The following is a 23,269-nucleotide window of genomic DNA, read 5'->3' as shown; positions in this document are numbered from 1 at the left end:
ATGGTTGCTACGGCACCGCGCTGTGCCGCGCCCTACTTCACTTCCGCCAGTGCAGCGAGAATTCGCGCCCACGAACGAATACCTTTCTGGAAGCTGCGGAGGTCGTACTTCTCGTTCGGCGAGTGGATGTTGTCGTCGTCGAGGCCAAATCCGACGAGCAGCGAGTCCAGGCCGAGCGTGCGCTTGAAATCGGCGACGATCGGGATCGACGCGCCGGAGCCCATCAGCACGGTCTCCTTGCCCCATTCCTCCGTCAGCGCCTTGCTGGCGGCGGCGAGCGGTTTCATGTTCCAGTCGAGTGCGACCGCGGGCGCGGCGGAATGGTCGCCGAACTCGACCTTGCAGTCGCCGGGAATGCGCGCCGTCACGTAGTCACGGAAGGCCTTGCGGATCTTTTGGGGATCCTGCCCCTCGACCAGGCGGAACGAGACCTTGGCTGACGCATGCGACGGGATCACCGTCTTGGAGCCCTCGCCGATATAGCCGCCCCAGATGCCGTTGACGTCGCAGGTCGGGCGCGATGAGGCCTGCTCGATCATCAGGCGCCCCTTCTCGCCGGCCGGGATCGACAGCCCGATCGGCTTCAGGAACATCTCCGGCGTCAGGTTGAGCTTCTTCCACTGCTCCAGGATGTCGGGCGGCAGATCCTTCACGCCGTCATAGAAGCCCGGGATGGTGATGCGGTTGTCGTCATCGAACAGGCCGCCCAGAATTTTGGTCAGCACCCGGATCGGGTTCATCGCGCTGCCGCCGAACACGCCGGAATGCAGGTCGCGATTGGCGGCAGTGATCTTCAGCTCTTCATAAAGCAGGCCGCGCAGCGAGGTCGTGATCGCCGGCGTGTTGCGGTCCCACATGCCGGTGTCGCAGACCAGCACGTAGTCGGCCTTGAACTCGTTCTTGTTGGCCTCGATGAAGGGCACGAAATTCTTCGAGCCGACTTCTTCCTCGCCTTCGATCAGGAAAGTAACGTCGATCGGCAGCGAGCCCGTCACCTTCTTCCAGGCGCGGCAGGCCTCGACGAAGGTCATCACCTGGCCCTTGTCGTCCTCGGCGCCGCGCGCGACGATGATCTTGCGGCCATCGGCATGGTCCGTCACCACGGGCTCGAACGGCGGACGGTGCCAGAGATCGAGCGGATCGACCGGCTGCACGTCGTAATGGCCGTAAAAGATCACATGCGGCCGCCCGCCGGCCCCGGTCTTGCCGACGATGGCGGGATGCCCGGCCGTCGCCCTCACTTCAGTGGCGACGCCGAGGCTCGCGATGTCCTTGGCGAGATGCTCGGCCGCCGCCTTGCAATCCCCGGCGAAGGCCGGATCGGCGGAGATCGACTTGATCCGCAACAGCGCGAACAGGCGCTCCAGGCTGTTGTCGAAATCCCCGTCGATGTGATCGAGCACGGATTGAAGCTGCGCATTGGCCATGGTCGGATTCCTGACGTTCGAGTCTCAAGAGGTACCGGGTTTTAGCGCCGTCGCAGGCTCGGAGCCAGCGGCAACGGGCGGATGCCGGATGTGCCATGCGAGGGTACCTGCAAGAACCGCGGTTGCCAGGAGATTATTGCCCCAGGCCTGGAGCACATTGGGAAACCACGGCAGCGCCAGCAGCATGAGGAGGCCGCCCGCGCCGAGTGCGAGCCAGGTTCCGAGGCGCACCTTCGCCCGTTCGTCGAAGGCGGCGCGATGCATCAGCACCGTCATCGGGAAGAACAGCCACATGAAGTAGTATTGCCGTGCCAAAGGCGAGGCCACCGTGATCAGGCAGAACAGGATGGCGAGCTCCTCGGCATCCGAGCGCGCCGTTCGCCGTGCTTGCCGCGGCATGATCGCGACGAAGCCGAGCCCCAGCAATGCCGACAGCCCCAGCACGATCCAGTTCGCCGTCCTGTAGTCAACATCGATGATGTTCATCGTACGCGGCGGCCTCTTGGGATCGTCCTGATTGTAGTTGATCGGACGAACCAGGCGGTGCGTGACGGCGATGAGGGACTGGTTGACCCACGACCAGTTCTGCTCGTCACGCTGGCCGAAGCCCTTTTCCGAACTCGTTCCGACCATGCCCTGATACCAGGTCGCAAGCTCGGCCGCGTTGCGCTCGAAGCCGCGGATAGGCGCCGGCACGACGTAGAGCAGGATGCCTGCGAAGGCGACCGTAGCAGCGGCCGCCGCCCATTTCCGCCGCCAGACCAGATACGGCAGGACCGCGATGGGAAACACCTTGATGGCGGCAGCGAGCGCGAACATGAAGCCTGCAAACCAGGGACGTTGATGCCGCAAGCTCCAGAAACCGTAGAGCATCATGGCCAGCAGCACGAGGTTCGGCTGGCCGAGGTCGAACATGTCGAACACGAACGGCACGGTGACGACGGCGGGCAGCGCCTCCAGCCAGCGGCCGGGGCTGCGCCCCGAGCCGGTCATGACCTGGGAGAACGTCCCGGTGTACCACCACGCCACGGCGTTCAGGATCGACAGGACGACATAGAGCGGAATTTTGCCGAACCAGCTCGGGATTGCCAGCATGATCGCCGGCAGCGGCGGATAGATGAACTCGAAATACTCGACGGCCGTGGCGGGATAGAGCGGCTTACCCTGCAAGACCTGCTGCCCGGCCCAGTACCACAGCGGGTAATCCTTGGTCTTGCCGCTGCCGAAGACTTCAGGAACGAGCACGTCGGCGGTGAGCAGGATGCAGCAGAACAGAAACAGCAGGTCCAGCGGCGCGCGCAGCGACGGAGGTCTGGGCGCGTCGGGCTTGGCTAACGGGGCGGGCGGGGTCACGGACTGGTCCTGTGCGGCGGCGAACAGGGCGTAGCAGACCGGCGCAGGCTTGGAGAGCCCCTCACCTGAAATTGTACCGGTGGTGATCGGACTCCCGCGAGCGAAGCGAGGTCGACGCACCAGCCGGAAGCGGATTGCCTGAAACGAAGTCTTGAACTGCCTACCGCCGCAGCAATCCGCCGAGCGCGCCGCGGACCAGCGTGCGGCCGATCGAGCCGCCGAGCTGGCCGCCGACCGACTTGCCGATATTGGCGGCCATCCCGCCGATCACCTGGTTGGTGACCGATCGCGTCACGTCACGCGCAATGACCTGGCCGGTCGACAGGCGTCCGCGCTTGACGTTGGTGCCGAAGATGGTGCCGACGATTGATCCGATCTGGCCGAGGATGCCGCCGCCGCTTGCGCCCGCAGGAGCCTCCGCCGTCGCCGCGGTGCCGGCGATGCGCTTCTGGATCATCTCGTAGGCGGACTCTTCATCCACGGCGGTGTCGTATTTGCCCTTCACCGGGCTCGCATCCATGATCGCCTTGCGCTCTTCCGGCGTGATCGGCCCGATGCGAGCCGATGGCGGCCGGATCATCACCCGCTCGACCATGGTCGGCGTGCCGTTGCCTTCGAGGAAGGACACCAGTGCCTCGCCCTTGCCGAGCTCCGTGATCACCTTGGCGGTGTCGAGCTTCGGGTTGGGCCGGAAGGTCTGCGCCGCGGCGGCGACCGCCTTCTGGTCGCGCGGGGTGAAGGCACGCAGCGCATGCTGCACACGGTTACCCAACTGACCGAGCACACGGTCGGGGACGTCGATCGGGTTTTGCGTGACGAAATAGACGCCGACGCCCTTGGACCGGATCAATCGCACCACCTGCTCGATCGTGTCCAACAGCGCCTTCGGCGCATCGTTGAACAACAGGTGCGCCTCGTCGAAGAAGAACACCAGCTTGGGCTTCGGCAGGTCGCCGGCCTCGGGCAGCTCCTCGAACAATTCCGATAGCATCCACAGCAGGAATGTCGCGTAAAGCCGTGGACTCTGCAGCAGCTTGTCGGCGACGAGGATGTTGACCATGCCGCGGCCGTCGCGGTCGGTCTTCATGAAGTCCTTCAGCGTCAGCGCGGGCTCGCCGAAGAATTTGGTACCGCCCTGATTCTCCAGCACCAGGAGCTGGCGCTGGATGGTGCCGACGGTGGCCTTGGTGACGTTGCCGAACCCCTGCGCGGCCTTGCGGATGGCCGCCAGCGAATCCTCCACCGAGTCCGCCGCCTTCTTGCCGCTATCGGGCACGATGGCGTCGAGCAGCGCGCGCAGATCCTTCATGTCGATCAGGGTCAGACCGTTGTCGTCGGCGACGCGGAAGGCGACGTTGAGCACGCCTTCCTGCACGTCGTTGAGGTCGAGCATGCGCGCGAGCAGAAGCGGCCCCATTTCCGTGACGGTCGCGCGCACCGGATGGCCCTGCTCGCCGAACACGTCCCAGAACACCGTCGAGAACTGGTCGGGCTGGAAATTCAGCCCCATTTGGGAGGCGCGCTTGAGGATGAAGTCCTTGGCTTCGCCGACCTCGGCGATGCCGGAGAGATCGCCCTTGATGTCGGCCGCGAAGACCGGAACACCGGCGCGCGCAAATCCTTCCGCCATCACTTGCAGCGACACGGTCTTGCCGGTTCCGGTTGCACCCGTGACCAGGCCGTGGCGATTGGCGAGCGCCAGCGTCAGCCATGCCTGCTCGTCTCCCTTGCCGACGAAGATCTTGTCGTCGGTATCGCCGAGCTTGCTGTCCTGTGCGGTCATTATTCTCTCTGATGTCTCTGATCTCTCTGCCGGGTTTCGCGTATCGAAACTCGAAGGCTCCAGTTCCGTAGTTTAACGCATGTCGCGCACCGATTAAAACGGTTCAACGCGCTCCAAGCATGCGAGATTGCCGGAAACAATCGGACGACATCAGCCGAAAGTAGGAGCGAGCTGTTCGCAACGCGGCAATTTTTCGCCGATTCCGTCTTCGCTCTTGCACCGCTGCAACACTTTTCGCGCGATCGAAGCTGAATCGCGACGGCGCGTGCGTTCATCGCTTGAATTTCACATCACACCGGCTCAAGATCATTTTCGAAGAAATACTCCGGCATGCAACCGGCTGAGGGGCGGGCCTTATGGACGAACTGATCGGGCGGCTGGCGACAAACGCCAGCATAGATAGTGCTGTGGCTGAAAAGTCCGTCGGCATTATCCTGGGCTTCCTTCGCAACGAGGGTCCTTCCGACAGCGTGCAGGCCCTGATCGACCAGATTCCCGGAGCAGAAGCCGCGATCGAGGCATCCAGGAGCGGCGGCGGACTGTCGCGGCTGATGGGCGGCGGCTTGATGGCGGTCGGCACGCGCCTGATGGGTCTGGGACTTGGCATGTCGGAAATTCAAAACGTCGCCCGTGAACTTTTCCGCTACGGCCGAGACAAAATCGGAGCGGATCAGATGGGCAAGATCGTTACGGGGACGCCGGGCCTCAGCCAGTTCGCCTGAAGTCTGCGCATTTTGCATCGAGTATCATGACATATCCGATCTCCGAGATTGAGGGCCTGTCGGTCTTTGCCGCCAACAAGCTGAAGGCGCAGGGTATCCGCACGACCGACGGGCTGCTCGAAGCCGCCGGCACGGTGAAGGGCCGCAAGGCGCTATCCGCCAAGACCGGCATCAGCGAGCAGCTGTTGCTGGAATGGGCCAACGTCTCCGACTACATGCGCATCCCCGGCATGGGCCGGGCCAAGGTCAACCTGGTCCGCGCCGCCGGCGTCACCACCGTGCGCGAGCTCGCCTATCGAAATCCGGCGAGGCTCGCCCAGAGCATGCGCGACGCCAACGAGAAGAAGAAGCTGCTGCGCATCCTGCCCTCGGAGAAGTCGGTCGGCGACATCATCGCCAAGGCGAAGAAGCTGCAGCCGAAGATCACGTATTAGTTCTGCGCTCGGTCCCCTGTCCCGGACGCGCAGCAACGCCGTTGAGCGTTGCTGCGCAGAGCCGGAACCCATAACGCGTACTCAGCTCTCGGCGACATGGGCCCGGCTCGGCAGCGCACCGCTGAAAAAGCTCTGCGTCCGGGGCAAGAGAGCGCATATCTTGCTAACATTGGGCCTTGCGCAACCAGCAATGCCCCATCCCGCCTTGAATCCCCCCTCCCCGCCCGCTAAAGCGGGCGCCATGAATGCCTCGCCCTCTCCATCCGTCCCGCCGGCCGGCTCGGCCAGGCCAGATGCGCTGCGGACATTGCTGGAACGACCGATCCCGGCGGTGATGGGCGTGCTCAACATCACCCCGGACTCCTTCTCCGACGGCGGCGAGTTCATCGCGCCCCAGCAGGCGCTTGCGCGGGCGCGGGCGATGATCACCGATGGCGTTGACATCATCGATATCGGCGCCGAATCCACTCGGCCCTACAAGGGCGCGAAGGCCGTCACCGCGGACGACGAGCTCGCACGGCTCAAGCCGGTGCTTTCAGGCGTCGTGGCGCTCGGCGTGCCTGTTTCGATCGACAGCATGAAGGCGGAGGTGGTGGCCTACGCGCTCGACCAGGGCGCGGCGATCGCCAACGACGTCTGGGGCCTGCAACGCGACGCCGCGATGGCGCCGCTGGTGGCCGCAAGAGGCGTTCCCGTCATCGTCATGCACAACCGCGACGACGCCGATCCCGCCATCGACATCATCACGGACATGAAGACTTTCTTTCTGCGTTCGCTCGACATCGCCGCAAAGGCCGGCATCGCGCGCGACAAGATCGTGCTCGATCCCGGCATCGGCTTCGGCAAGACCGCCGAGCAGAGCCTGACCGCGCTGGCGCGGTTGCGCGAATTCGAGATGTTCGGCCTGCCGATCCTGGTCGGTGCCTCGCGCAAACGCTTCATCGCCTCGGTCTCGCCGTCCGAGCCGAAAGAGCGGCTCGCCGGCTCGATCGCCGCGCATCTGATCGCCGCACAGCGCGGCGCAAAGATCATCCGCACCCATGACGTCGCCGAAACCTTGCAGGCGCTGCTTGTGGCGAACGCAATCGAGGGCAAGCAATGACCGATACGATCTTCGTCACAGGCCTGTCGATCCATGCCCGCCACGGCGTGATGGATCACGAGACCGAAGTCGGCCAGCGCTTCGTCATCGATCTCGAACTCTATACCGATTTGTCGGAGCCCTCGCGCAGCGACCGGCTTGTCGACACCGTGTCCTACGCCGACGTCGTGGCGACGACCACGGCGGCGTTCAAGAACACCAATTACAAGCTTCTGGAGCGCGCGGCCGGTGCGGTGGCCGACGCCATCCTGTCGAACTTCCCGCGCATCCGCGCCGTGAAGATCACCGTGCACAAGCCGCATGCGCCGATCGCGGCGATCTTCGACGATGTCGGCATCATGCTGACCCGCTCGCGGCATCCATAAGATGGCAAGCGTGCTGATCGCGCTCGGCGGCAATGTCGGCGATGTCCGCGCGACATTCGCCAAGGCGATCGCGCATATCTGCGGCATGGCGCAAGCCGCCCTGATCGCGCGCTCCGCGGACTATGCCACGCCGCCCTGGGGCGACGAAGAGCAGGACCCCTTCATCAATGCCTGCGTCGAGATCGAGACCGACCTCGATCCGCACGCGCTCCTGTTCGTGCTGCAGAAGGTCGAGCAGAAATTCGGCCGCACCCGGGACAAGGAGCGGCGCTGGGGCCCGCGCACGATCGATCTCGACATGATCGCCTATGACGACATTTCCCTGCAGAAGCCGGACCTTACCTTGCCGCATCCGCGCCTGTTCGAGCGCGCTTTCGTGCTGGTGCCGCTCGCCGAGATCGCGCCCGACCGCGTCATCTCGGGCATCCGTGTGCGTGACGGGCTTTCCAGCGTCTCGACACAAGGCATTGAGCGGCTTCCGGATACCGGTTAACCAAAATCGACCGTTTGCAGGGACGGTCGGCCGTGGCAAATTCGCCTCGCGAATAACGATACGTTTGGGAGCCCTTGGCCGCATGACCTCCGTGACTGACGACCTGCCGCTGGCGGCCGATTTTCCCCAGGCAACCGTCGAAGACTGGCGCAAGCTGGTCGACGGCGTGCTCAAGGGCGCGCCGTTCGAGAAGCTGGTCGGCAAGACCTATGACGGACTCAAGATCGAACCGCTCTATCCGCGCGCCAAGGGCGTTGCGCCCGTGATGGGACGGCCGGCGGCGGCGCCGTGGCAGATCGTGCAGCGGATCGACCATCCCGACGCGGTGCTCGCGAATGCGCAGGCGTTGCAGGACCTGGAGAACGGCGCGACCGGGCTCGCGCTGGTGTTCGCCGGCGCCAATGATGCGCGCGGATTCGGCCTGGAACCCTCTGCCGAGGCGGTCGCAAAGGTCCTGAAGGACATCCATCTCGACGCCGGCATCGGCATCGAACTCGAGATCGGACCGCAATCGCGGATGGCCGCGATCCATGTCGCGGAATATGTGAAGAGCAAGGGCCTCGATCCCGCCGCCTGCAACATCCGTTTCGGGCTCGATCCGCTCGCGGCGGGCGCGGTGTGGGGCCACAGTCCCTATGCCTGGGAGGAGATCGCCCCTGCCGTCACCGGCGCCATCAAGGGCCTCGCCGCGCTCGGCTTCAAGGGACCGTTTGCGTCGGCCGACGGACGCGTCATCCACGATGCCGGCGGCTCGGAGGTGCAGGAGCTGGCCTTTGTGCTCGCCTGCGGCGTCGCTTATCTGCGCGCGATCGAAGGCGCCGGCATTCCGCTGGAAGCCGCGCAAGGCATGGTCTATGCGCGGCTCGCCGCGGATGCCGACCAGTTCCTGACCATGGCCAAATTCCGCGCGCTGCGACTGTTGTGGGCGCGTGTCGAAACAGCCTGCGGCTTGGCGCCAAAGCCGCTGTTCATTGCCGCCGATACGGCCTGGCGCATGCTGACGCAGCGCGACCCTTACGTGAACATGCTGCGGGCGACGATCGCGACGTTTGCAGCCGGGCTTGCCGGCGCCAATGCGATCACCGTGCTGCCGCATACGCTGGCGCTCGGCCTGCCGGATCCATTCGCGCGGCGCGTGGCACGCAACACGCAACTCCTCCTGCTGGAAGAAAGCAACCTCGCCAAGGTCTCTGATCCCGCGGCGGGCGCAGGCGGCATCGAGGCGCTGACGGCGCAGCTTTGCGACGCCGCCTGGGCGCTGTTCCAGGAGAGCGAAAAGGCCGGCGGCGCCTTTGCCGCGCTTCAGCAGGGCCTGTTCCAGAGCAAGGTGGCAGCCGCGCGAACAGCGCGCGAGGCCAACATCGCAAAACGCCGCGACGTGCTGACCGGCGCCAGCGAGTTTCCGAACCTGCACGAGCGCGAGACGGCGGTGCTGACAGCAACGCCAGTCGCGCTGCCACCGTACGGCGAGCAAAAATACAAGTTCGATGCGCTGCCGCCGATCCGGCTTGCGGAACCGTTCGAGGCATTGCGCGACAAATCCGACGCTGCCCTGAAGACGCGCGGCGCACGGCCAAGAGTGTTTCTGGCCAATCTCGGCACGCCCGCCGAATTCACGGCGCGTGCGACCTTTGCGAAAAGCTTCTTCGAGGCCGGCGGCATCGAGGCCCTCGACAGCGAGGGCTTTGCCGATCCGGCCAAGTTGGCTGCCGCCTTCAAGGCCTCCGGCGCCGAGCTCGCCTGTCTTTGTTCCAGCGACAAGGTCTATGCCGGTCAGGCGGAACCCGCCGCGAAGGCCCTGCAAACGGCAGGCGCGCGACATATCTATTTGGCGGGCCGCCCGACCGACGCCGAGGCGGCACTGCGCGCGGCCGGCGTCACCGGTTTCGTCTTCGCCGGGGGCGATGCGCTTGCCACGCTGCAAGACGCCTATCGACGGATGGAACAGGCATGACCGACACCAGCAAACCCGTTCTCACCGGCGGCTGCCAATGCGGGGCGGTGCGCTTCGGCGTCACAACGGCGCCGAACAGGGTCTCGATCTGCCATTGCCGGATGTGCCAAAAGGCGGCCGGCGCGCCGTTCGCCTCCTTTGCCGACATTAACAAGACGGACTTTACCTGGACCAAGGGACAGCCGTCGTTCTTCCGCTCCTCCACCATCGCCGAACGCGGCTTTTGCGCAGCGTGCGGCACGCCGCTGAGCTTCGGCCGTATCGACGGCGACCGGATCGAGATCATGACCGGCGCCTTCGACCGCCCCGACCGGGTGATCCCGACACGGCAGTTCGGCACCGAATCCCGCCTCGGCTGGGTTGTCGGCATCGCCAATCTGCCGAGCCAGACCACGCAGCAGAATTACGGACCGGAGAAGATGGCGACCATCGTCAGCCATCAGCATCCGGATCACGATTGATGAAATGGTTGAAGCCATGAGCCGCATTCCCAATTTCGCAAACATCGCCTTCGAGCGCGCTGCCACCGCCGCACTGTCAGGCAGCGCCGAGCCGTGGCTGACGCCTGAGGGCATTCTCGTAAAACCAGCCTATGGCGAGGCTGATCTTGCCGAGCTCGACTTCCTCGAGACCTATCCGGGCATCGCGCCTTTCCTGCGTGGCCCCTACCCGACCATGTATGTCAACCAGCCCTGGACGGTCCGGCAATATGCTGGCTTCTCCACGGCGGAGGATTCCAATGCGTTCTACCGCCGCAACCTGGCGGCAGGACAGAAGGGCCTCTCGGTCGCCTTCGACCTCGCGACCCATCGCGGCTATGACTCTGACCACCCCCGCGTCGGTGGCGACGTCGGCATGGCCGGCGTGGCCATCGATTCCATCTACGACATGCGCACGCTGTTCGCGGGCATTCCGCTCGACCAGATGAGCGTGTCCATGACCATGAACGGCGCGGTGCTGCCGATCCTCGCGCTCTATGTTGCGGCCGCCGAGGAACAGGGCGTGCCGCCAGAAAAGCTCTCGGGCACCATTCAGAACGACATTCTGAAAGAGTTCATGGTCCGCAACACCTACATCTATCCGCCCGCGCCCTCGATGCGGATCATCTCGGACATTTTTGCCTACACCTCGCAGAAGATGCCGAAATACAATTCGATCTCGATCTCCGGCTATCACATGCAAGAAGCTGGCGCGACGCAGGACCTCGAGCTCGCCTATACGCTCGCCGACGGCGTCGAATATCTGCGTGCCGGACTTGCTGCCGGCCTCGACGTTGATCGTTTCGCGCCGCGGCTGTCGTTCTTCTGGGCGATCGGCATGAACTTCTTCATGGAAGTCGCCAAGCTGCGCGCCGCGCGCCTGCTGTGGGCGAAGCTGCTCAAGCCGTTCAATCCGAAGGACCCGCGCTCGCTGTCGCTGCGCACGCATAGCCAGACCTCGGGCTGGTCGCTGACGGCGCAGGACGTCTTCAACAACGTGATGCGGACCACCGTCGAGGCGATGGCGGCGACGCAAGGCCACACCCAGTCGCTGCACACCAACGCGCTCGACGAGGCGCTGGCGCTGCCGACAGATTTCTCGGCGCGCATCGCTCGCAACACCCAGCTGTTCCTGCAGCAGGAGAGCGGCACCACCCGGATCATCGATCCCTGGGGCGGCTCGTATTACGTCGAACGCCTCACCCGCGACCTCGCCGCCAAGGCCTGGGCCCACATTCAGGAAGTCGAGGAGCTCGGCGGCATGGCGAAGGCGATCGAGGCGGGTTTGCCGAAGCTCCGCATTGAGGAAGCCTCGGCCAAGACGCAGGCCCGCATCGATGCCGGCAGGCAGGCGGTGATCGGCGTCAACAAGTACAAGCCGACGGATGAAGCGCCGATCGATATCCTGAAGGTCGACAACTCCAATGTCCGGCGCCTGCAGATCGACAAGCTGACGCGACTGAAGAGCGAACGTAGCCAGAAGGACGTCGACGCCGCGCTCGCGGCGATCACGCGCTCCGCCGGCGAAGGCAACGGCAATCTCTTGGCGCTCGCGATCGACGCGGCGCGGGCCAAGGCGACCGTCGGCGAAATCTCCGACGCGATGGAGAAGGTGTTCGGCCGCCACCGCGCCGAGATCAAATCCATCACCGGCGTCTACAAGCGGGAGGCGTCCAGCATGGGCAACCAGGTCGAGAAGGTTCAGGCGCTGATCGACGCCTTCGAGGAGGCGGAAGGCCGCCGCCCGCGCATCCTGGTCGCCAAGATCGGCCAGGACGGCCACGATCGCGGCCAGAAGGTGATTGCGTCGGCCTTTGCCGATATCGGCTTCGACGTCGACATCGGGCCGCTGTTCGCGACCGCCGATGAGGCCGCGCGGCAGGCGGTCGAGAACGACGTGCACATTCTCGGCGTCTCCTCCCTCGCCGCCGCCCACCTCACCGCGGTGCCGGAGCTGAAGGCCGCGCTGAAGAAGCAGGGCCGCGACGACATCATGATCATCGTCGGCGGCGTGGTGCCGCCGCAGGATTATGACGCGCTCTATGCCGCAGGCGCGGAGGCGATCTTTCCGCCGGGCACCGTGATCGCGGAGGCGGCCGAGGAGCTGATCCGCAAGCTGAATGCGCGGCTCGGGCATAGCGAGGCGGCGGAGTAGCTTCACCGCCAATCTTCCGACAAGAAGGATTTTGCGTGATGTTTCTCGCGTCAACGTTCGTGCGCGCGCTCGGTGTTGCCATGGTTTGCAGCGTGCTGTTCGGCCCCGCCCACGCCGCCGACCCCAAGCCCGACACCGTCATCAAGACCAAGAGCATCGAGGCGCGCGTCTTCCTCGACGACAGGATCAAGGCCGATGCAGCGCTGGCGGCGGACTGCCTCGCGGAGGGGAAAAAATGGCTCGACAAAAACTCCGCCGAAGCTGCCGCCGCGCGCAAAGCCGATCCGCAATTCTTCAAGGACGGCGGCTGGGATTTCGAGCGCAAATATGAGATCCGCTCGGTCGTCGCTGACCGCTATGTCAGCATCCTGCGCAACGACTACATGAACACCCATGGCGCGCATCCCAATTCGGACGTGAACACGATCCTGTGGGACAAAGCCGACAACAAGCGGGTCTCGATCCGCCCGTTCTTCACCGACACAGCCGACAACGGCGCGACCATGAAAGCGATGGTGAAGGCCATCATCGCCTCGCTCAGAGTCGAGAAGAAGAAGCGCGACGCCAGCGAAACCGCAACCGACGAATGGTTCAAGGAGCTGAAACCGAGCCTGCTCAAGATCGGTGCGGTGACGCTCGCCCCGTCGACTGAAGCGGGCAAGAGCTCCGGCCTCACCTTCCACTATCCGCCCTACGCCGTCGGTCCCTATGCCGAGGGCGAGTATGTCGCCTTCGTGCCGTGGGAGACGCTGAAGCCGTATCTCACCGCGGAAGGCACCCGCATTTTCGGCGGCGCGCGGCCGAAGGGCGACGCCCCAGGAGCCGTGAGCGGTCGCTAACTCGATCGCGCCAGCGTCCGCGCAAGTGAGTTCGTCCAATCGGGAATCCAGGACGCGAATAGCGCCTGCCAGCGATCGGCATCCGCAGGTTCGGTCTCGAGGACGACCGACCATTCGATGAGGGTACGGTCGCCCTCGGCGATCGGGCGCAGTTGCATGGTGCCTTGATAGCGCGTCGGCGCCGGCGTCCGGCTTCCGGCATCCTGCGGATATGGCAGTGCATCAAGACCCGCATAGGTGAGAGTGCGCTGCTCGTCCGAGTGATCGACCAGGCGCTGGCGGATCCAGTTTCCGAGATAGCAGAAGCGCCTGATGGCGCCGACTTCGTCGCCGCGCTTGTCGTCTTCGATCACGCTCTCGCTCACGCCGTCGATATAAGCGGGATAGTTGTTGAAATCGCGGATCAGCGACCAGACGTCGTCCAGCGGGCGGTCCAGCACGGCGCTGTAATAGGCTTGGGTCATCGGTGGCTTGCCTTTGGCTTTGGTTACCCGCTCAGGCTGGCGAGGCGCGCGGGCAAAACCCACCCGATTTCCGACTGCCCATCCGGTGGGCAAGGGGTTTTCACACCACATGTCGATCTCCTTGGTAGCGCTATCTTGCGGCGGCGCTGCAAAGCCGACTACAATGCCGCCATTGACAAGAGCGCCCGACATCACGGGCGCCGTTGGGAGGCATTCAATGTCCAGGATTTCGCGCCGCACCTTTGCGGCTTCAACGGCCGCCGTCGCCGCATCCGCCGCTTTCGGCCTCACACCCGCACGCGCCGATGACGCTTATCCCACTCGGCCAATCCAGCTGATCTGCCCCTGGGGCGCCGGCGGGGGAACCGATGCTACCGCCCGCATCGTCGGCGTACTTCTTGAAAAGGAATTCGGCCAGCCGGTGAACGTCGTCAACCGCACCGGCGGGTCCGGCGTGGTCGGCCATTCCGCGATCTCGACCGCCGCACCGGACGGCTACACGCTCGGCATCATCACGGTGGAAATCGCGATGATGCACTGGGCCGGCCTTACCCAGCTCACGCCGAAGGATTTCACGCCGCTGGCCCTGATGAACGAGGACCCTCCGGGGATCCAGGTCAAGGCGGATTCAGCCTACAAGACGGTGAAGGACCTGGCCGACGCGATCAAGGGGTCCGCGCCCGGCAAGTTCAAGGCGTCCGGTACGGGCCAGGGCGGCATCTGGCATCTCGCTCTGGTGGGCTGGCTGAAGTCCATGGGCCTGCCGCCGAACCAGGTGGCATGGGTACCCTCCAATGGCGCCGCGCCGGCGATGCAAGACCTCGCCGCAGGCGGCATCGATTTCACCACCTGCTCCATCCCGGAGGCCCGCGCGATGATCGACGCCGGCAAGGCACGCAGCCTCGCGGTCATGGCGCCAAAGCGCGCAGCGACCTTCCCTGATGTGCCGACCCTCAAGGAGGCCATGAACGTCGATTATACGACCGGAGCCTGGCGCGGCTTCGCCGGGCCAAAGGGACTTCCGCAACCGATCGCAGCCAAGCTAACGGCTTCGCTGAAGAAGATCTTCGATTCCAAGGAATACAACGACTTCATGTCGTCACGCGGCTTCGGCGTCGTATGGAACGACGCCTCCGGCTACGCCGCCTTCATGGACAAGGCGGACGCGCAGATGGGCGAAGCCATGAAAGCGGCCGGTATCGCCAAGACTTAAAACAAGACTTGAAACACGACCTGAAAAGGGGCTGAAGGCCCTGCCCGTAAAGACTTCGAGGTCGCGCCGTCCGCGGCGCGCCTCCTTTCGTTCCCAGGGAGCCGCCATTGCGCGCCAACGATGCCATCGCCGGGCTGGTGCTCGTCATTCTCTCCATCGTGATGATCGCCCTGACCGCGAGTTTTCCCGACTTTCCCGGCCAGAAATATGGCCCGTCGCTGTTTCCGCGCATCCTCTGCGCCGGGTTGATCGTCTGCGGCGGAATGCTGATGTGGAACGGATTGAACGCGCGGCGCGCGGGCGCACCTTGGCTCGAGATCGCGCCATGGGCGAGAGAGCCACGCCGCCTTGCGACGTTTATGCTCGTGCTCGTCCTTTTGCTGCTCTATATCTTCGCCGCCGAAACCGTCGGTTTCATCCCGCTCGCCTTGCTCTTCCTTGTCACGCTGTTCGTCTGGCTTGGCGTGCGGCCGTGGATCGCCGCCGCTACCGCGATCGCCGGCACCTTCACGATCTACTGGTTTTTCGCCACGCTGCTTCGCGTGCCGCTGCCGCGCGGCTGGTTGAATTCAATTCTCTGAGGCCGTCATGGATGCCCTGCTCGCCGCGAGCCGCCTGATCTTCGATCCCTACGTTCTCTGGGTCATCACCGCATCCGCGGCCTTCGGCATGTTCGTCGGCGCAATGCCGGGGCTCACCGCCACGATGGCAACGGCGCTGCTCGTGCCGGTGACGTTTTTCATGGATCCGGTGCCGGCACTCGGCGCGATCGTCACCGCAACCGCAATGGCCATCTTTGCGGGCGACATTCCGGCGGCGCTGCTCCGCATTCCAGGGACGCCGGCGTCGGCCGCCTATACCGACGAGAGCTATGCGATGTCGAAGAAGGGGCAGCTCGACCTCAATCTCGGCGTCAATCTGGTATTCTCCGTGCTCGGCGGCTTCGTCGGAGTCGCCATCCTGATCGTGTGCGCACCGGCTCTGGCCGAGGTTGCGATCAACTTCTCGTCGTTCGAATATTTCTGGCTGGCGTTGCTGGGCCTGACCTGCGCCGTCTTCATGACCAGCGACGTGCCGCTGAAGGGAATCACCTCGCTGTTGTTCGGTCTCGCCATCAATTGCATCGGCATCGATCCCGCAGCAGGCTACCCACGCTTTACCTTCGGCAGCGTCGAACTGCTGCAAGGGATCAGCTTCATCCCCGCGATGATCGGCATGTTCGCGCTGTCCGAACTTCTGCGCGGCATGGTCCACGTCGATGCGACGGGAGCCGTGATCGCGCAGGAGATCGGCAACATCTTCAGCGGCGTCTTCGGCGTCTTCAAACGCTACTGGTTCAATTTCCTGCGAGGGTCGGCCATCGGCGTCCTGATCGGCGCACTGCCCGGAGCCGGCGCCGACATCGCGGCATGGATCTCCTTCGCGGTCTCGAAGCGATTTTCGAAGGAGCCGGAGAAGTTCGGCACCGGCCATATCGAAGGCATCGTCGATGCCACATCGGCCAACAATTCCGCGCTGGGCGGCGCCTGGATCCCTGCCCTGGTTTTCGGCATTCCCGGCGATTCCATCACGGCGATCGTGATCGGCGTTCTCTACATGAAGGGGATGAATCCTGGGCCGACCGTGTTTCTGCAAAACCCGCAGTTCATCTACGCGGTGTTCCTCATCTTCATCCTTGCCAACATCTTGATGCTGCCGCTGGGCTGGATTGCGATCAAGGGCGGCAAGCAGTTGTTGCGGGTCCCGCGCAACGTGCTGTTGCCGGTGATCCTGATGTTTTGCCTGGTCGGCTCCTACGCCATGACCAACTCGATCTATGGCGTCATCATGATGGTGGTCATGGGCCTGATCGGCTGGCTGATGGAAGAGCACGGCTTTCCGATCGCGCCGGCCATCCTGGGACTCGTTCTCGGCGAGATGCTGGAACAGAACTTCATGACCTCGATGATCAAGGCAGACGGCGCGTTCATCATGTTTTTCGAGCGGCCGATCGCCGCGACACTGGGGGTCCTGACGCTGCTGATCTGGGGCGCCATGTTGTGGCGCGGGATCAGGGGAAGGCCTGCGACTCTGAGCGGGGTGACACCGGCAACGTGATGGACGGAATGGACGCGGGCTCGAACCTCTCGCCTGCGTCGGTCGGCCGTTGTACATCAGGGTATGATTCAAAGGACCAACCTCGATATCAAAGCCCTTGCCGCGGATTTGCGCGCCGGCAGCCGCGCTGCCCTCGCTCGGGCCATCACGCTGGTGGAGAGCCGGCGCGGCGACCATCAGGCGCTGGCGCGCGAACTGGTGCAGATGCTGCTGCCCGGCACCGGCAAGGCGTTCCGCGTCGGAATCACGGGATCGCCCGGCGTCGGCAAGTCCACCACCATCGATGTGCTCGGGACCTACCTGATCGAGCAAGGCAACAAGGTCGCGGTGCTCGCGGTCGATCCGTCCTCGGCGCGCAGCGGCGGCTCGATCCTCGGCGACAAGACACGGATGGCGCGGCTGTCCGCCTCCGACAATGCCTTCATCCGGCCCTCGCCGTCCTCGGGCACGCTCGGCGGCGTCGCGGCCAAGACGCGCGAGGCGATGCTGCTGTGCGAGGCCGCCGGCTTCGACGTTGTGCTGGTCGAGACCGTCGGCATCGGCCAGTCCGAGACAGCCGTCTGCGACATGACCGATTTCTTCCTCGCTTTGATGCTGCCTGGCGGGGGCGACGAATTGCAGGGAATCAAGAAGGGCCTGGTCGAGCTCGCCGACATGATCGCCATCAACAAGGCCGACGGCGACAATCTCAAGCGCGCCAACATCACCGCCGCCGACTATCGCGGCGCGCTGCATATTTTGGCGCCGAGGTTCGAGCATTGGCATCCGCCCGTCGTCACCTATTCGGCGCTGGCCGGCACCGGCATCGCCGAGCTCTGGCAGAAGGTTCTCGATCACCGCAAGGCGATGAACGCATCGGGCGACTTCGCCGCGCGGCGGCGTGAGCAGCAGGTGAAATGGATGTGGTCGATGCTGGAGCAGCGCATGCTGGCACGGCTGCGCAGCGAGGCCTCGGTTCGCAGCAAGGTCCGGAAGATCGAGACTGAAGTCGCCGACGGCCATCTCACCCCGGCGCTCGCCGCCGAGCAGATCCTGGAGTTGCTGAAATGAGCGAGAAGCTCCGCGTTCTCCTCACCGGTTTCGGGCCGTTCCCGGGCGCGCCCTATAACCCGACCCAGCCGCTGGTCGCGCGGCTCGCGCAATTGCGCCGCCCGGCCCTCGATGATGTCGCGCTCGCGAGCCACATCTTCCCGGTCACCTATGCCGCGGTCGACCGGCAATTGCCTGATGTGCTCGCGAAGGTGAAGCCGGATGCGCTGTTTATGTTCGGCCTCGCCGCACGCACGCCTTATCTGCGCATCGAGACCCGCGCGCGCAACGCCGTCACCATGCTCTGGCCCGATGCCGCCAACACCCGATCGAGCAAGCGCGGCATCGCAGGCACCGCCGAGGCCATGACATTCGGTCCGCACACGGCAAGGCTGCTGCGCGCCGCGCGCCTCACCGGCATCGACGCGCGTCCCTCGCGCGATGCCGGCGCCTATCTCTGCAACTACCTGAGCTGGCGCGCGATCGAGAATGTGCGCGCGGGCGGGCCGCAGCTTGCGGCCTTCATCCACATTCCCCTGCTCGCGCGTGGCGGTGCGGTGCGGCGCAAGGGCGCAGCCCGGATCACGCTGGAGGAGCTGGTGGATGCGGGCGAGGCCATGCTGATGGAGATGGTGGGATTGGCAAGAAAGGCGCGAGCTTCGTAGGGTGGGCAAAGGCGCCCTTGCGCCGTGCCCACCATACATCAGCGTCATGGTGACAATGGTGGGCACGCTTCGCTTTGCCCATCCTACGGCGCCGTCTCTGCGGTAAACATTTAACCCTACCGCGAACAATCCTCACGACTCCGGCCGCCCCTGCGCTACCTAGTCGACGCGGATGCCCTCCCGCTTCCGCCGGAGGACGCGTCATGGACCTCAATCGCCGTCATCTCATCGGAGCTTCGACCGCAGGCATCGCAGGCGCGCTCGCCATGCCGGCCGATGCCGCGCGCGCGGCGCCGCTGACGTCCCTGCTCGGCCGTGACGCCACGCAATACGGCGTGCGGCCCGGTAGCAGCGAAGATCAGACCCGCGCGCTGCAACGCGCGATCGACGAAGCGGCGCGGGCGCAGATGCCGCTGGCGCTACCGCCCGGCGTCTATCGCACCGGGCTGTTGCGGCTGCCGAACGGCGCACAATTGATCGGCGTGCGCGGCGCGACGAAACTCATCTTCACCGGTGGCGCCTCGGCGATCCAGAGCGACGGTTCGGACTCCATCGGCCTCACCGGCATCACCTTCGACGGCGGCGGCATTCCGCTGCCGACGCGTCGCGGGCTGATCCATGTGCTCGGCGGACGCGACATCCGCATCGCCGATTGCGAGATCACGAACTCAGGCGGCAGCGGCATCTGGCTAGAGCAGGTCACGGGCGACATCTCCGGCAACATCTTCACTGACGTCGCGGTCACCGCGGTGGTCTCGTTCGACGCCAAGGGGCTCAGCGTCTGCCGTAACACGATTATCGGCACCAACGACAACGGCATCGAGATCCTGCGCAGCGCGATCGGCGACGATGGCACGCTGGTCGCCGACAACCGCATCGAGAACATCAAGGCCGGTCCCGGCGGCTCCGGTCAGTACGGCAATGCCATCAATGCCTTTCGCGCCGGCAACGTGATCGTGCGCGGCAACCGCATCAGGAACTGCGATTACTCCGCGGTGCGCGGCAATTCGGCCTCGAACATCCACATCACTGGCAACAGCGTCAGCGACGTGCGCGAGGTCGCGCTCTATTCCGAGTTCGCGTTCGAGGCCGCGGTGATCGCCAACAACACGGTGGATGGCGCCGCCGTCGGCGTCTCCGTCTGCAATTTCAACGAGGGCGGCCGCATCGCGGTGGTCCAAGGCAACATCATCCGCAATTTGATCCCGAAACGACCGATCGGCACCGCGCCCGACGACGACGCGGGCGTCGGCATCTACATCGAGGCGGATTCAGCCGTGACCGGCAATGTGATCGAGAATGCGCCGTCCTACGGCATCGTCGCCGGCTGGGGCAAATATCTGCGCGACGTCGCGATCACCGGCAACGTGATCCGCAAGGCGCTGGCGGGCGTCGGCGTCTCCGTCGTGCCGGGCGCAGGCATCGCGCTGGTCAACAACAACATGATCTCCGAAACCCCGCGCGGCGCCGTCGTCGGCCTGGACCATGCGCGCGCGGTGACCTCGGATCTGTCAGCCGACGGCGCGCAACGATTCGCGCAGGTGATGGTCGGCGGCAATGCGGTTCGAAGGTAGGCGCGGCTGACAGCCGGGCCGTACATCCTTCGAGGCTCCCCATGGGACGCGCTGCGTCCCATGCCTCGCGCCTCGGGATGACGGGGTGAGAAGCGCGCTTGCTTTCCCTTGCCCCCCTCCCAGACGCTAGAATGCGTTCCTGAGCAGTGGGTACTTGGCTTCCAGGCCGTCGAGGTTGAAGGTGAATTCGACGACGCGCTCGGGGGCTGCGACGATTTCCTCGGCCGGCGGGGCGAACTGCGGCAGGAGCGCTGCCATCGTGGCAGGCGCGGTCTTCGGCGGCTTCGCCGCAGCGACCGCGAGCGGCGGCCTCACTTCAGGCGCGGCGAATGCAGGAGTTGCGGCAGGCGCCGCGAGCGGTGACCTCACGGCAGGAGCGGTAAGCGGTGCCCTCGCCGCGGGAGCCTTGAGCGGCGGCATCTCGGCAGGCGCAATAAACGACGGCATTGCGGCGGAGGCGGCAGGAGGGGCAAGCGGCGCTTCGGTGATTTCGGCGAGAACGTCCGGCTGCGGGTCGAGCCTGACCGGCACGGCGGTCTCGGGGGCGATGTGGACGGCCTTTGGCTGCAGGGTCTTGGGCTGCACGATCTGCGCCTGCTGCTCGCGCGGAAACACCCGGGGCATGGTCGCCGGCGACCAGCCGATTGCCGGCGTCACGCTTGCAGCGGCCTCGGCGACATCAGCACCGGTCGCCAGCGCGCGCCAGGTCTCGACGGCGCGCTTGGCTTCCTGGATGTTTTCGAGGAATGCGATCTCGGAGTGATAACGGCGCCAGCGGCCGGTCTCGAACATTTCGGAGAGATGTTGCAGCCGCTGCTCGGCGAGAGCGCACCAGCGCGCCGCGACATCGCGGCCAGCAACCACGGCACGCGCAGACGCGCAGTTAGACTCTTGGCGATGTGTCATGAACCAGCCCGTCAGGGAAAAACACGGACGCGGGGGGACGCAACGCACACGAATCAATTTAGAAGCGACATGAATATTTTGTGGAAAAGTTTTGACTTGTCCAGCAACGACACGAGTTTCGTCGTCAAACTCCGTAGTCCAGCGGAGATTTACGGGCTTTTGGAGTCAAGCCTCGCGCAAGCATGACGGACTTGCGGGGTGCCTCCCGAGCGACGGCCACGAACGCAGGCGCGATCGCTACCGGAAGCTGAGCGATCGAGAGACTTCAAAAAAACAGGCCCCAAAAAGAAAAGACCCGTCCGGGGGGACAACCGGACGGGTCGAGCCATATGGGCGCTTGGGGTGGATGGGCGCTCGCGCCTAATATGACTGATGGGGAGGGATGACCGCTCCCACATAATTTGGTCGTGGCAGCCGGCTGAACGTTCAATGCCGCGTTCGATTTTTTGGCCTTCGCAACGCGCGTATCTTTGCCGCAGGCGCTATCGCGTCGCCGGCCTATCCGCCTGAGAAACCGTGGCTTTATCGTCCGCGCTCGACAACGAGGGCTGTTCGATCGCGCGGCTGTTGGGCTCGTCGCGGCGCTTCGCGGCATCTTCACGTTTTGTTGTACCCGACGCAGCCGCAACGGGCGTGGCGCTGTCGGCGGGAACAGCCATGACCGCGGCAAACGCATCGGCTTGGCCGTCGCCGAAAAGCTCGTCGCGCCCGGGCGAGCCGAGGTCGCGCGCGGTCTTCGCCAGCGTCATGCGCAGCGCTTCCGGCTTCAAGGCGTAGTTGCGCTCGAGCAGCAACGCCGCGACGCCGGAGACATAGGCGGCCGAGAACGAGGTTCCCGACGTCATCTGGTACTTGCCGTCCGGCGCCGGCAGGAAGATGTCGACGCCCGGCGCTGCGACGGCGATGTAATTGCCGCGGTTAGACGCAGTGAACAGCCTGTCCTTCTGGTCGGTCGCGCTGACCGCAATCACGTTGGGATTGGCAGCCGGATAGAGCGGCGGCGATTTCGCGCCAGCATTGCCGGCGGCCGCGATCAGCACGAGGCCGCGCGCGGCGGTCGCCGCGATGGCCCGTTCGATCACCGCGTCCTTTGGACCGGCGAAGCTCATATTGATGATCTGCGCGCCGTGCTCGGCGGCGTAATTCAGCGACCGCAGGATGATGTAGGACGAGCTCTCGGCGCCGCCATTGGTGCCGCCGAAGGCGCGGATCGCGATGATGCGCGCCTCAGGCGCGCTGCCCATCAGCCGATCATGCGCCACGATGGCGCCGGCGATACCGGTGCCGTGGACGTGGGGCCCCTCCGCGCTGCCGAGCGCATCGAAATTGTCGGCGATGGAATTGGCGAGTTCGGGATGCCTTGTGTCGATGCCGGAGTCGATCACGGCAACCGTGACGTTGGCGCCGTGCGCCAGCGTATGCGCCTGCGGCAGGCGGAGTTTCGTCAGGGCATATTGCGCAGGATCGCCTTCGCTCGGGGGCGTCGATTTCTGGTCCTGCAGCACATAGCGGAAGTTCGGCTGGACCGAGCGCACGCTGCCGTCGGTCGCGAATTCGCGCCGCACCGTCTCGTACGGCCGGCCATCCGTGATGCGGAACAGACCGAACGTGGCGCCGATCAGCGGGAAGCTCTCCGACGATATCCGCGTCAAGCCGTGCCGGCGGGCCAGCGCGTCGGCATCACCGGGCGACATCGTGCCGTCGATCTCGGCCACGAATTCGTTGGCGAAGCTGCGCAGATTGCCGGCGACGACCGGCGTGACGTTGCCGCGGCCCTTGCCGGCGCTCTTCTTGACGGGTTTGCCAGGGTCACCGCCGCCTGCATTCGGCTGCGCGAGGCATTCGCCGTCGGCATCGCGATAGGGCGCGGTGCAAGCCGGATACAGGTTCGGCGAATAGCGCGCATAAGGCTGCACCGTCGTCAGCCGCAGGCGCGACGTCGTGGTGTGGGGAATGGTCGCGATCGTCCGCGGGCCGCGATCGACGGATACCGCCCTGGCCGAGACCGTCGGACCGACGCGCGAGGCGATGCTCGGAGAGATGGTCGGCGTTCGCGTGGGCACGCTGATCGTCGGCATGCGCATGATCGCCTGCGCCTGCGCAACGTCGACGCCGAGACAGGCAGCGATCAGAAGCGCGGCGCCGACCGGTGAAGCGTAGGCCCCGGTGCGCACCCTGCTCTCGGACTTGCTCTCGGACTTGCCTGTCATCGGAT

Annotated in this window: 21 protein-coding genes; 15 read left to right on the top strand and 6 right to left on the bottom strand. The window is 65.0% G+C overall.

The annotated features are described in order from the left end of the window. Positions 1-32: 32 nt before the first annotated feature. From IVB24_RS16545 to IVB24_RS16535, 3 genes are all read right to left on the bottom strand, one after another. Positions 33-1,427, bottom strand: a complete 1,395-nt coding sequence (locus tag IVB24_RS16545) for a M20/M25/M40 family metallo-hydrolase (RefSeq protein WP_247773772.1) — start codon at positions 1,425-1,427, stop codon at positions 33-35. Positions 1,428-1,451: 24 nt separating this feature from the next. Beyond that, positions 1,452-2,780: a glycosyltransferase family 87 protein gene (locus tag IVB24_RS16540; protein WP_247773771.1), complete on the bottom strand. Its 1,329-nt coding sequence runs from the start codon at positions 2,778-2,780 to the stop codon at positions 1,452-1,454. A gap of 160 nt (positions 2,781-2,940) precedes the next feature. Next, positions 2,941-4,563 carry a helicase HerA-like domain-containing protein gene (locus IVB24_RS16535; protein WP_247773770.1) on the bottom strand — a complete coding sequence of 541 codons (1,623 nt, stop codon included), beginning with the start codon at positions 4,561-4,563 and terminating at the stop codon, positions 2,941-2,943. A gap of 356 nt (positions 4,564-4,919) precedes the next feature. Between IVB24_RS16535 and IVB24_RS16530 the strand changes: the two genes are divergently transcribed. The 9 genes from IVB24_RS16530 (at position 4,920) to IVB24_RS16490 (ending at position 13,106) form a co-directional block, all read left to right on the top strand. Continuing rightward, on the top strand, positions 4,920-5,285 hold the full coding sequence (locus IVB24_RS16530) for a hypothetical protein (protein WP_094975175.1): 366 nt from the start codon (positions 4,920-4,922) through the stop codon (positions 5,283-5,285). A gap of 26 nt (positions 5,286-5,311) precedes the next feature. Then, positions 5,312-5,719 carry a DUF4332 domain-containing protein gene (locus IVB24_RS16525; RefSeq protein WP_094975176.1) on the top strand — a complete coding sequence of 136 codons (408 nt, stop codon included), beginning with the start codon at positions 5,312-5,314 and terminating at the stop codon, positions 5,717-5,719. A 241-nt stretch (positions 5,720-5,960) separates the two neighbouring features. Then, the gene (gene folP, locus IVB24_RS16520) at positions 5,961-6,821 is read left to right on the top strand and encodes a dihydropteroate synthase (protein ID WP_094975177.1); all 861 of its coding nucleotides are present in this window, start codon (positions 5,961-5,963) and stop codon (positions 6,819-6,821) included. Beyond that, complete coding sequence (gene folB / locus IVB24_RS16515; RefSeq protein WP_106950085.1) at positions 6,818-7,186, top strand: dihydroneopterin aldolase; 369 nt, start codon at positions 6,818-6,820, stop codon at positions 7,184-7,186. The genes folP and folB overlap by 4 nt, the downstream gene beginning before the upstream one ends. Before the next feature lies 1 nt (position 7,187). Beyond that, entirely contained in the window at positions 7,188-7,679 is a 492-nt protein-coding gene (gene folK / locus IVB24_RS16510) for a 2-amino-4-hydroxy-6-hydroxymethyldihydropteridine diphosphokinase (protein WP_247773769.1), read from the top strand. Between the two features lie 82 nt (positions 7,680-7,761). Continuing rightward, positions 7,762-9,633 (top strand): methylmalonyl-CoA mutase family protein, encoded by a 1,872-nt coding sequence (locus IVB24_RS16505; RefSeq protein WP_247773768.1) that lies wholly within the window; start codon positions 7,762-7,764, stop codon positions 9,631-9,633. Next, a complete protein-coding gene (locus tag IVB24_RS16500; protein WP_140478053.1) occupies positions 9,630-10,094 on the top strand; it encodes a GFA family protein in 465 nt (154 codons plus the stop codon). The genes IVB24_RS16505 and IVB24_RS16500 overlap by 4 nt, the downstream gene beginning before the upstream one ends. A 16-nt stretch (positions 10,095-10,110) precedes the next feature. Continuing rightward, positions 10,111-12,267 (top strand): methylmalonyl-CoA mutase, encoded by a 2,157-nt coding sequence (gene scpA / locus IVB24_RS16495; RefSeq protein ID WP_247774108.1) that lies wholly within the window; start codon positions 10,111-10,113, stop codon positions 12,265-12,267. 38 nt (positions 12,268-12,305) lie between these two features. Continuing rightward, the gene (locus IVB24_RS16490; RefSeq protein ID WP_247773767.1) at positions 12,306-13,106 is read left to right on the top strand and encodes an RsiV family protein; all 801 of its coding nucleotides are present in this window, start codon (positions 12,306-12,308) and stop codon (positions 13,104-13,106) included. Here IVB24_RS16490 and IVB24_RS16485 read toward each other — a convergent pair. Then, positions 13,103-13,810, bottom strand: coding sequence for an SRPBCC family protein (locus tag IVB24_RS16485; protein WP_247773766.1), 708 nt, complete (start codon positions 13,808-13,810; stop codon positions 13,103-13,105). The two genes, IVB24_RS16490 and IVB24_RS16485, sit on opposite strands and share 4 nt — an antisense overlap. Between IVB24_RS16485 and IVB24_RS16480 the strand changes: the two genes are divergently transcribed. From IVB24_RS16480 to IVB24_RS16455, 6 genes are all read left to right on the top strand, one after another. Beyond that, positions 13,788-14,783 (top strand): tripartite tricarboxylate transporter substrate binding protein, encoded by a 996-nt coding sequence (locus tag IVB24_RS16480; RefSeq protein WP_247773765.1) that lies wholly within the window; start codon positions 13,788-13,790, stop codon positions 14,781-14,783. The two genes, IVB24_RS16485 and IVB24_RS16480, sit on opposite strands and share 23 nt — an antisense overlap. Before the next feature lie 107 nt (positions 14,784-14,890). Then, a complete protein-coding gene (locus tag IVB24_RS16475; protein ID WP_247773763.1) occupies positions 14,891-15,364 on the top strand; it encodes a tripartite tricarboxylate transporter TctB family protein in 474 nt (157 codons plus the stop codon). 7 nt (positions 15,365-15,371) lie between these two features. Beyond that, the gene (locus IVB24_RS16470; RefSeq protein WP_247773762.1) at positions 15,372-16,880 is read left to right on the top strand and encodes a tripartite tricarboxylate transporter permease; all 1,509 of its coding nucleotides are present in this window, start codon (positions 15,372-15,374) and stop codon (positions 16,878-16,880) included. Positions 16,881-16,943: 63 nt separating this feature from the next. Further along, positions 16,944-17,930, top strand: coding sequence for a methylmalonyl Co-A mutase-associated GTPase MeaB (gene meaB, locus IVB24_RS16465; RefSeq protein WP_247773760.1), 987 nt, complete (start codon positions 16,944-16,946; stop codon positions 17,928-17,930). Beyond that, complete coding sequence (locus IVB24_RS16460; protein ID WP_247773759.1) at positions 17,927-18,574, top strand: pyroglutamyl-peptidase I; 648 nt, start codon at positions 17,927-17,929, stop codon at positions 18,572-18,574. Before meaB ends, IVB24_RS16460 begins: the two co-directional genes overlap by 4 nt. Positions 18,575-18,777: 203 nt before the next feature. Then, complete coding sequence (locus IVB24_RS16455) at positions 18,778-20,148, top strand: TIGR03808 family TAT-translocated repetitive protein (protein ID WP_247773758.1); 1,371 nt, start codon at positions 18,778-18,780, stop codon at positions 20,146-20,148. Between the two features lie 126 nt (positions 20,149-20,274). Here IVB24_RS16455 and IVB24_RS16450 read toward each other — a convergent pair whose 3' ends face one another. Both IVB24_RS16450 and IVB24_RS16445 read right to left on the bottom strand, forming a co-directional pair. Next, a complete protein-coding gene (locus IVB24_RS16450) occupies positions 20,275-21,012 on the bottom strand; it encodes a TIGR03809 family protein (protein WP_247774107.1) in 738 nt (245 codons plus the stop codon). A 524-nt stretch (positions 21,013-21,536) separates the two neighbouring features. After that, the gene (locus tag IVB24_RS16445; RefSeq protein ID WP_247773756.1) at positions 21,537-23,264 is read right to left on the bottom strand and encodes a S8 family serine peptidase; all 1,728 of its coding nucleotides are present in this window, start codon (positions 23,262-23,264) and stop codon (positions 21,537-21,539) included. Positions 23,265-23,269 lie beyond the last annotated feature (5 nt).

Source organism: Bradyrhizobium sp. 192, assembly GCF_023100965.1.
GTDB classification, from domain to species: Bacteria; Pseudomonadota; Alphaproteobacteria; order Rhizobiales; family Xanthobacteraceae; genus Bradyrhizobium; species Bradyrhizobium symbiodeficiens.
This window is presented reverse-complemented; position numbering and strand designations above follow the sequence as displayed.

What these genes read in the sequence shown, in the direction of transcription:
- IVB24_RS16545 (WP_247773772.1), bottom strand. Translation starts at nt 1,427, where the DNA reads ATGGCCAATGCGCAGCTTCAATCCGTGCTCGATCACATCGACGGGGAT.
- IVB24_RS16535 (WP_247773770.1), bottom strand. Translation starts at nt 4,563, where the DNA reads ATGACCGCACAGGACAGCAAGCTCGGCGATACCGACGACAAGATCTTC.
- IVB24_RS16530 (WP_094975175.1), top strand. Translation starts at nt 4,920, where the DNA reads ATGGACGAACTGATCGGGCGGCTGGCGACAAACGCCAGCATAGATAGT.
- IVB24_RS16525 (WP_094975176.1), top strand. Translation starts at nt 5,312, where the DNA reads ATGACATATCCGATCTCCGAGATTGAGGGCCTGTCGGTCTTTGCCGCC.
- folP (WP_094975177.1), top strand. Translation starts at nt 5,961, where the DNA reads ATGAATGCCTCGCCCTCTCCATCCGTCCCGCCGGCCGGCTCGGCCAGG.
- folB (WP_106950085.1), top strand. Translation starts at nt 6,818, where the DNA reads ATGACCGATACGATCTTCGTCACAGGCCTGTCGATCCATGCCCGCCAC.
- folK (WP_247773769.1), top strand. Translation starts at nt 7,188, where the DNA reads ATGGCAAGCGTGCTGATCGCGCTCGGCGGCAATGTCGGCGATGTCCGC.
- IVB24_RS16505 (WP_247773768.1), top strand. Translation starts at nt 7,762, where the DNA reads ATGACCTCCGTGACTGACGACCTGCCGCTGGCGGCCGATTTTCCCCAG.
- IVB24_RS16500 (WP_140478053.1), top strand. Translation starts at nt 9,630, where the DNA reads ATGACCGACACCAGCAAACCCGTTCTCACCGGCGGCTGCCAATGCGGG.
- scpA (WP_247774108.1), top strand. Translation starts at nt 10,111, where the DNA reads ATGAGCCGCATTCCCAATTTCGCAAACATCGCCTTCGAGCGCGCTGCC.
- IVB24_RS16490 (WP_247773767.1), top strand. Translation starts at nt 12,306, where the DNA reads ATGTTTCTCGCGTCAACGTTCGTGCGCGCGCTCGGTGTTGCCATGGTT.
- IVB24_RS16480 (WP_247773765.1), top strand. Translation starts at nt 13,788, where the DNA reads ATGTCCAGGATTTCGCGCCGCACCTTTGCGGCTTCAACGGCCGCCGTC.
- IVB24_RS16470 (WP_247773762.1), top strand. Translation starts at nt 15,372, where the DNA reads ATGGATGCCCTGCTCGCCGCGAGCCGCCTGATCTTCGATCCCTACGTT.
- meaB (WP_247773760.1), top strand. Translation starts at nt 16,944, where the DNA reads ATGATTCAAAGGACCAACCTCGATATCAAAGCCCTTGCCGCGGATTTG.
- IVB24_RS16460 (WP_247773759.1), top strand. Translation starts at nt 17,927, where the DNA reads ATGAGCGAGAAGCTCCGCGTTCTCCTCACCGGTTTCGGGCCGTTCCCG.
- IVB24_RS16455 (WP_247773758.1), top strand. Translation starts at nt 18,778, where the DNA reads ATGGACCTCAATCGCCGTCATCTCATCGGAGCTTCGACCGCAGGCATC.
- IVB24_RS16445 (WP_247773756.1), bottom strand. Translation starts at nt 23,264, where the DNA reads ATGACAGGCAAGTCCGAGAGCAAGTCCGAGAGCAGGGTGCGCACCGGG.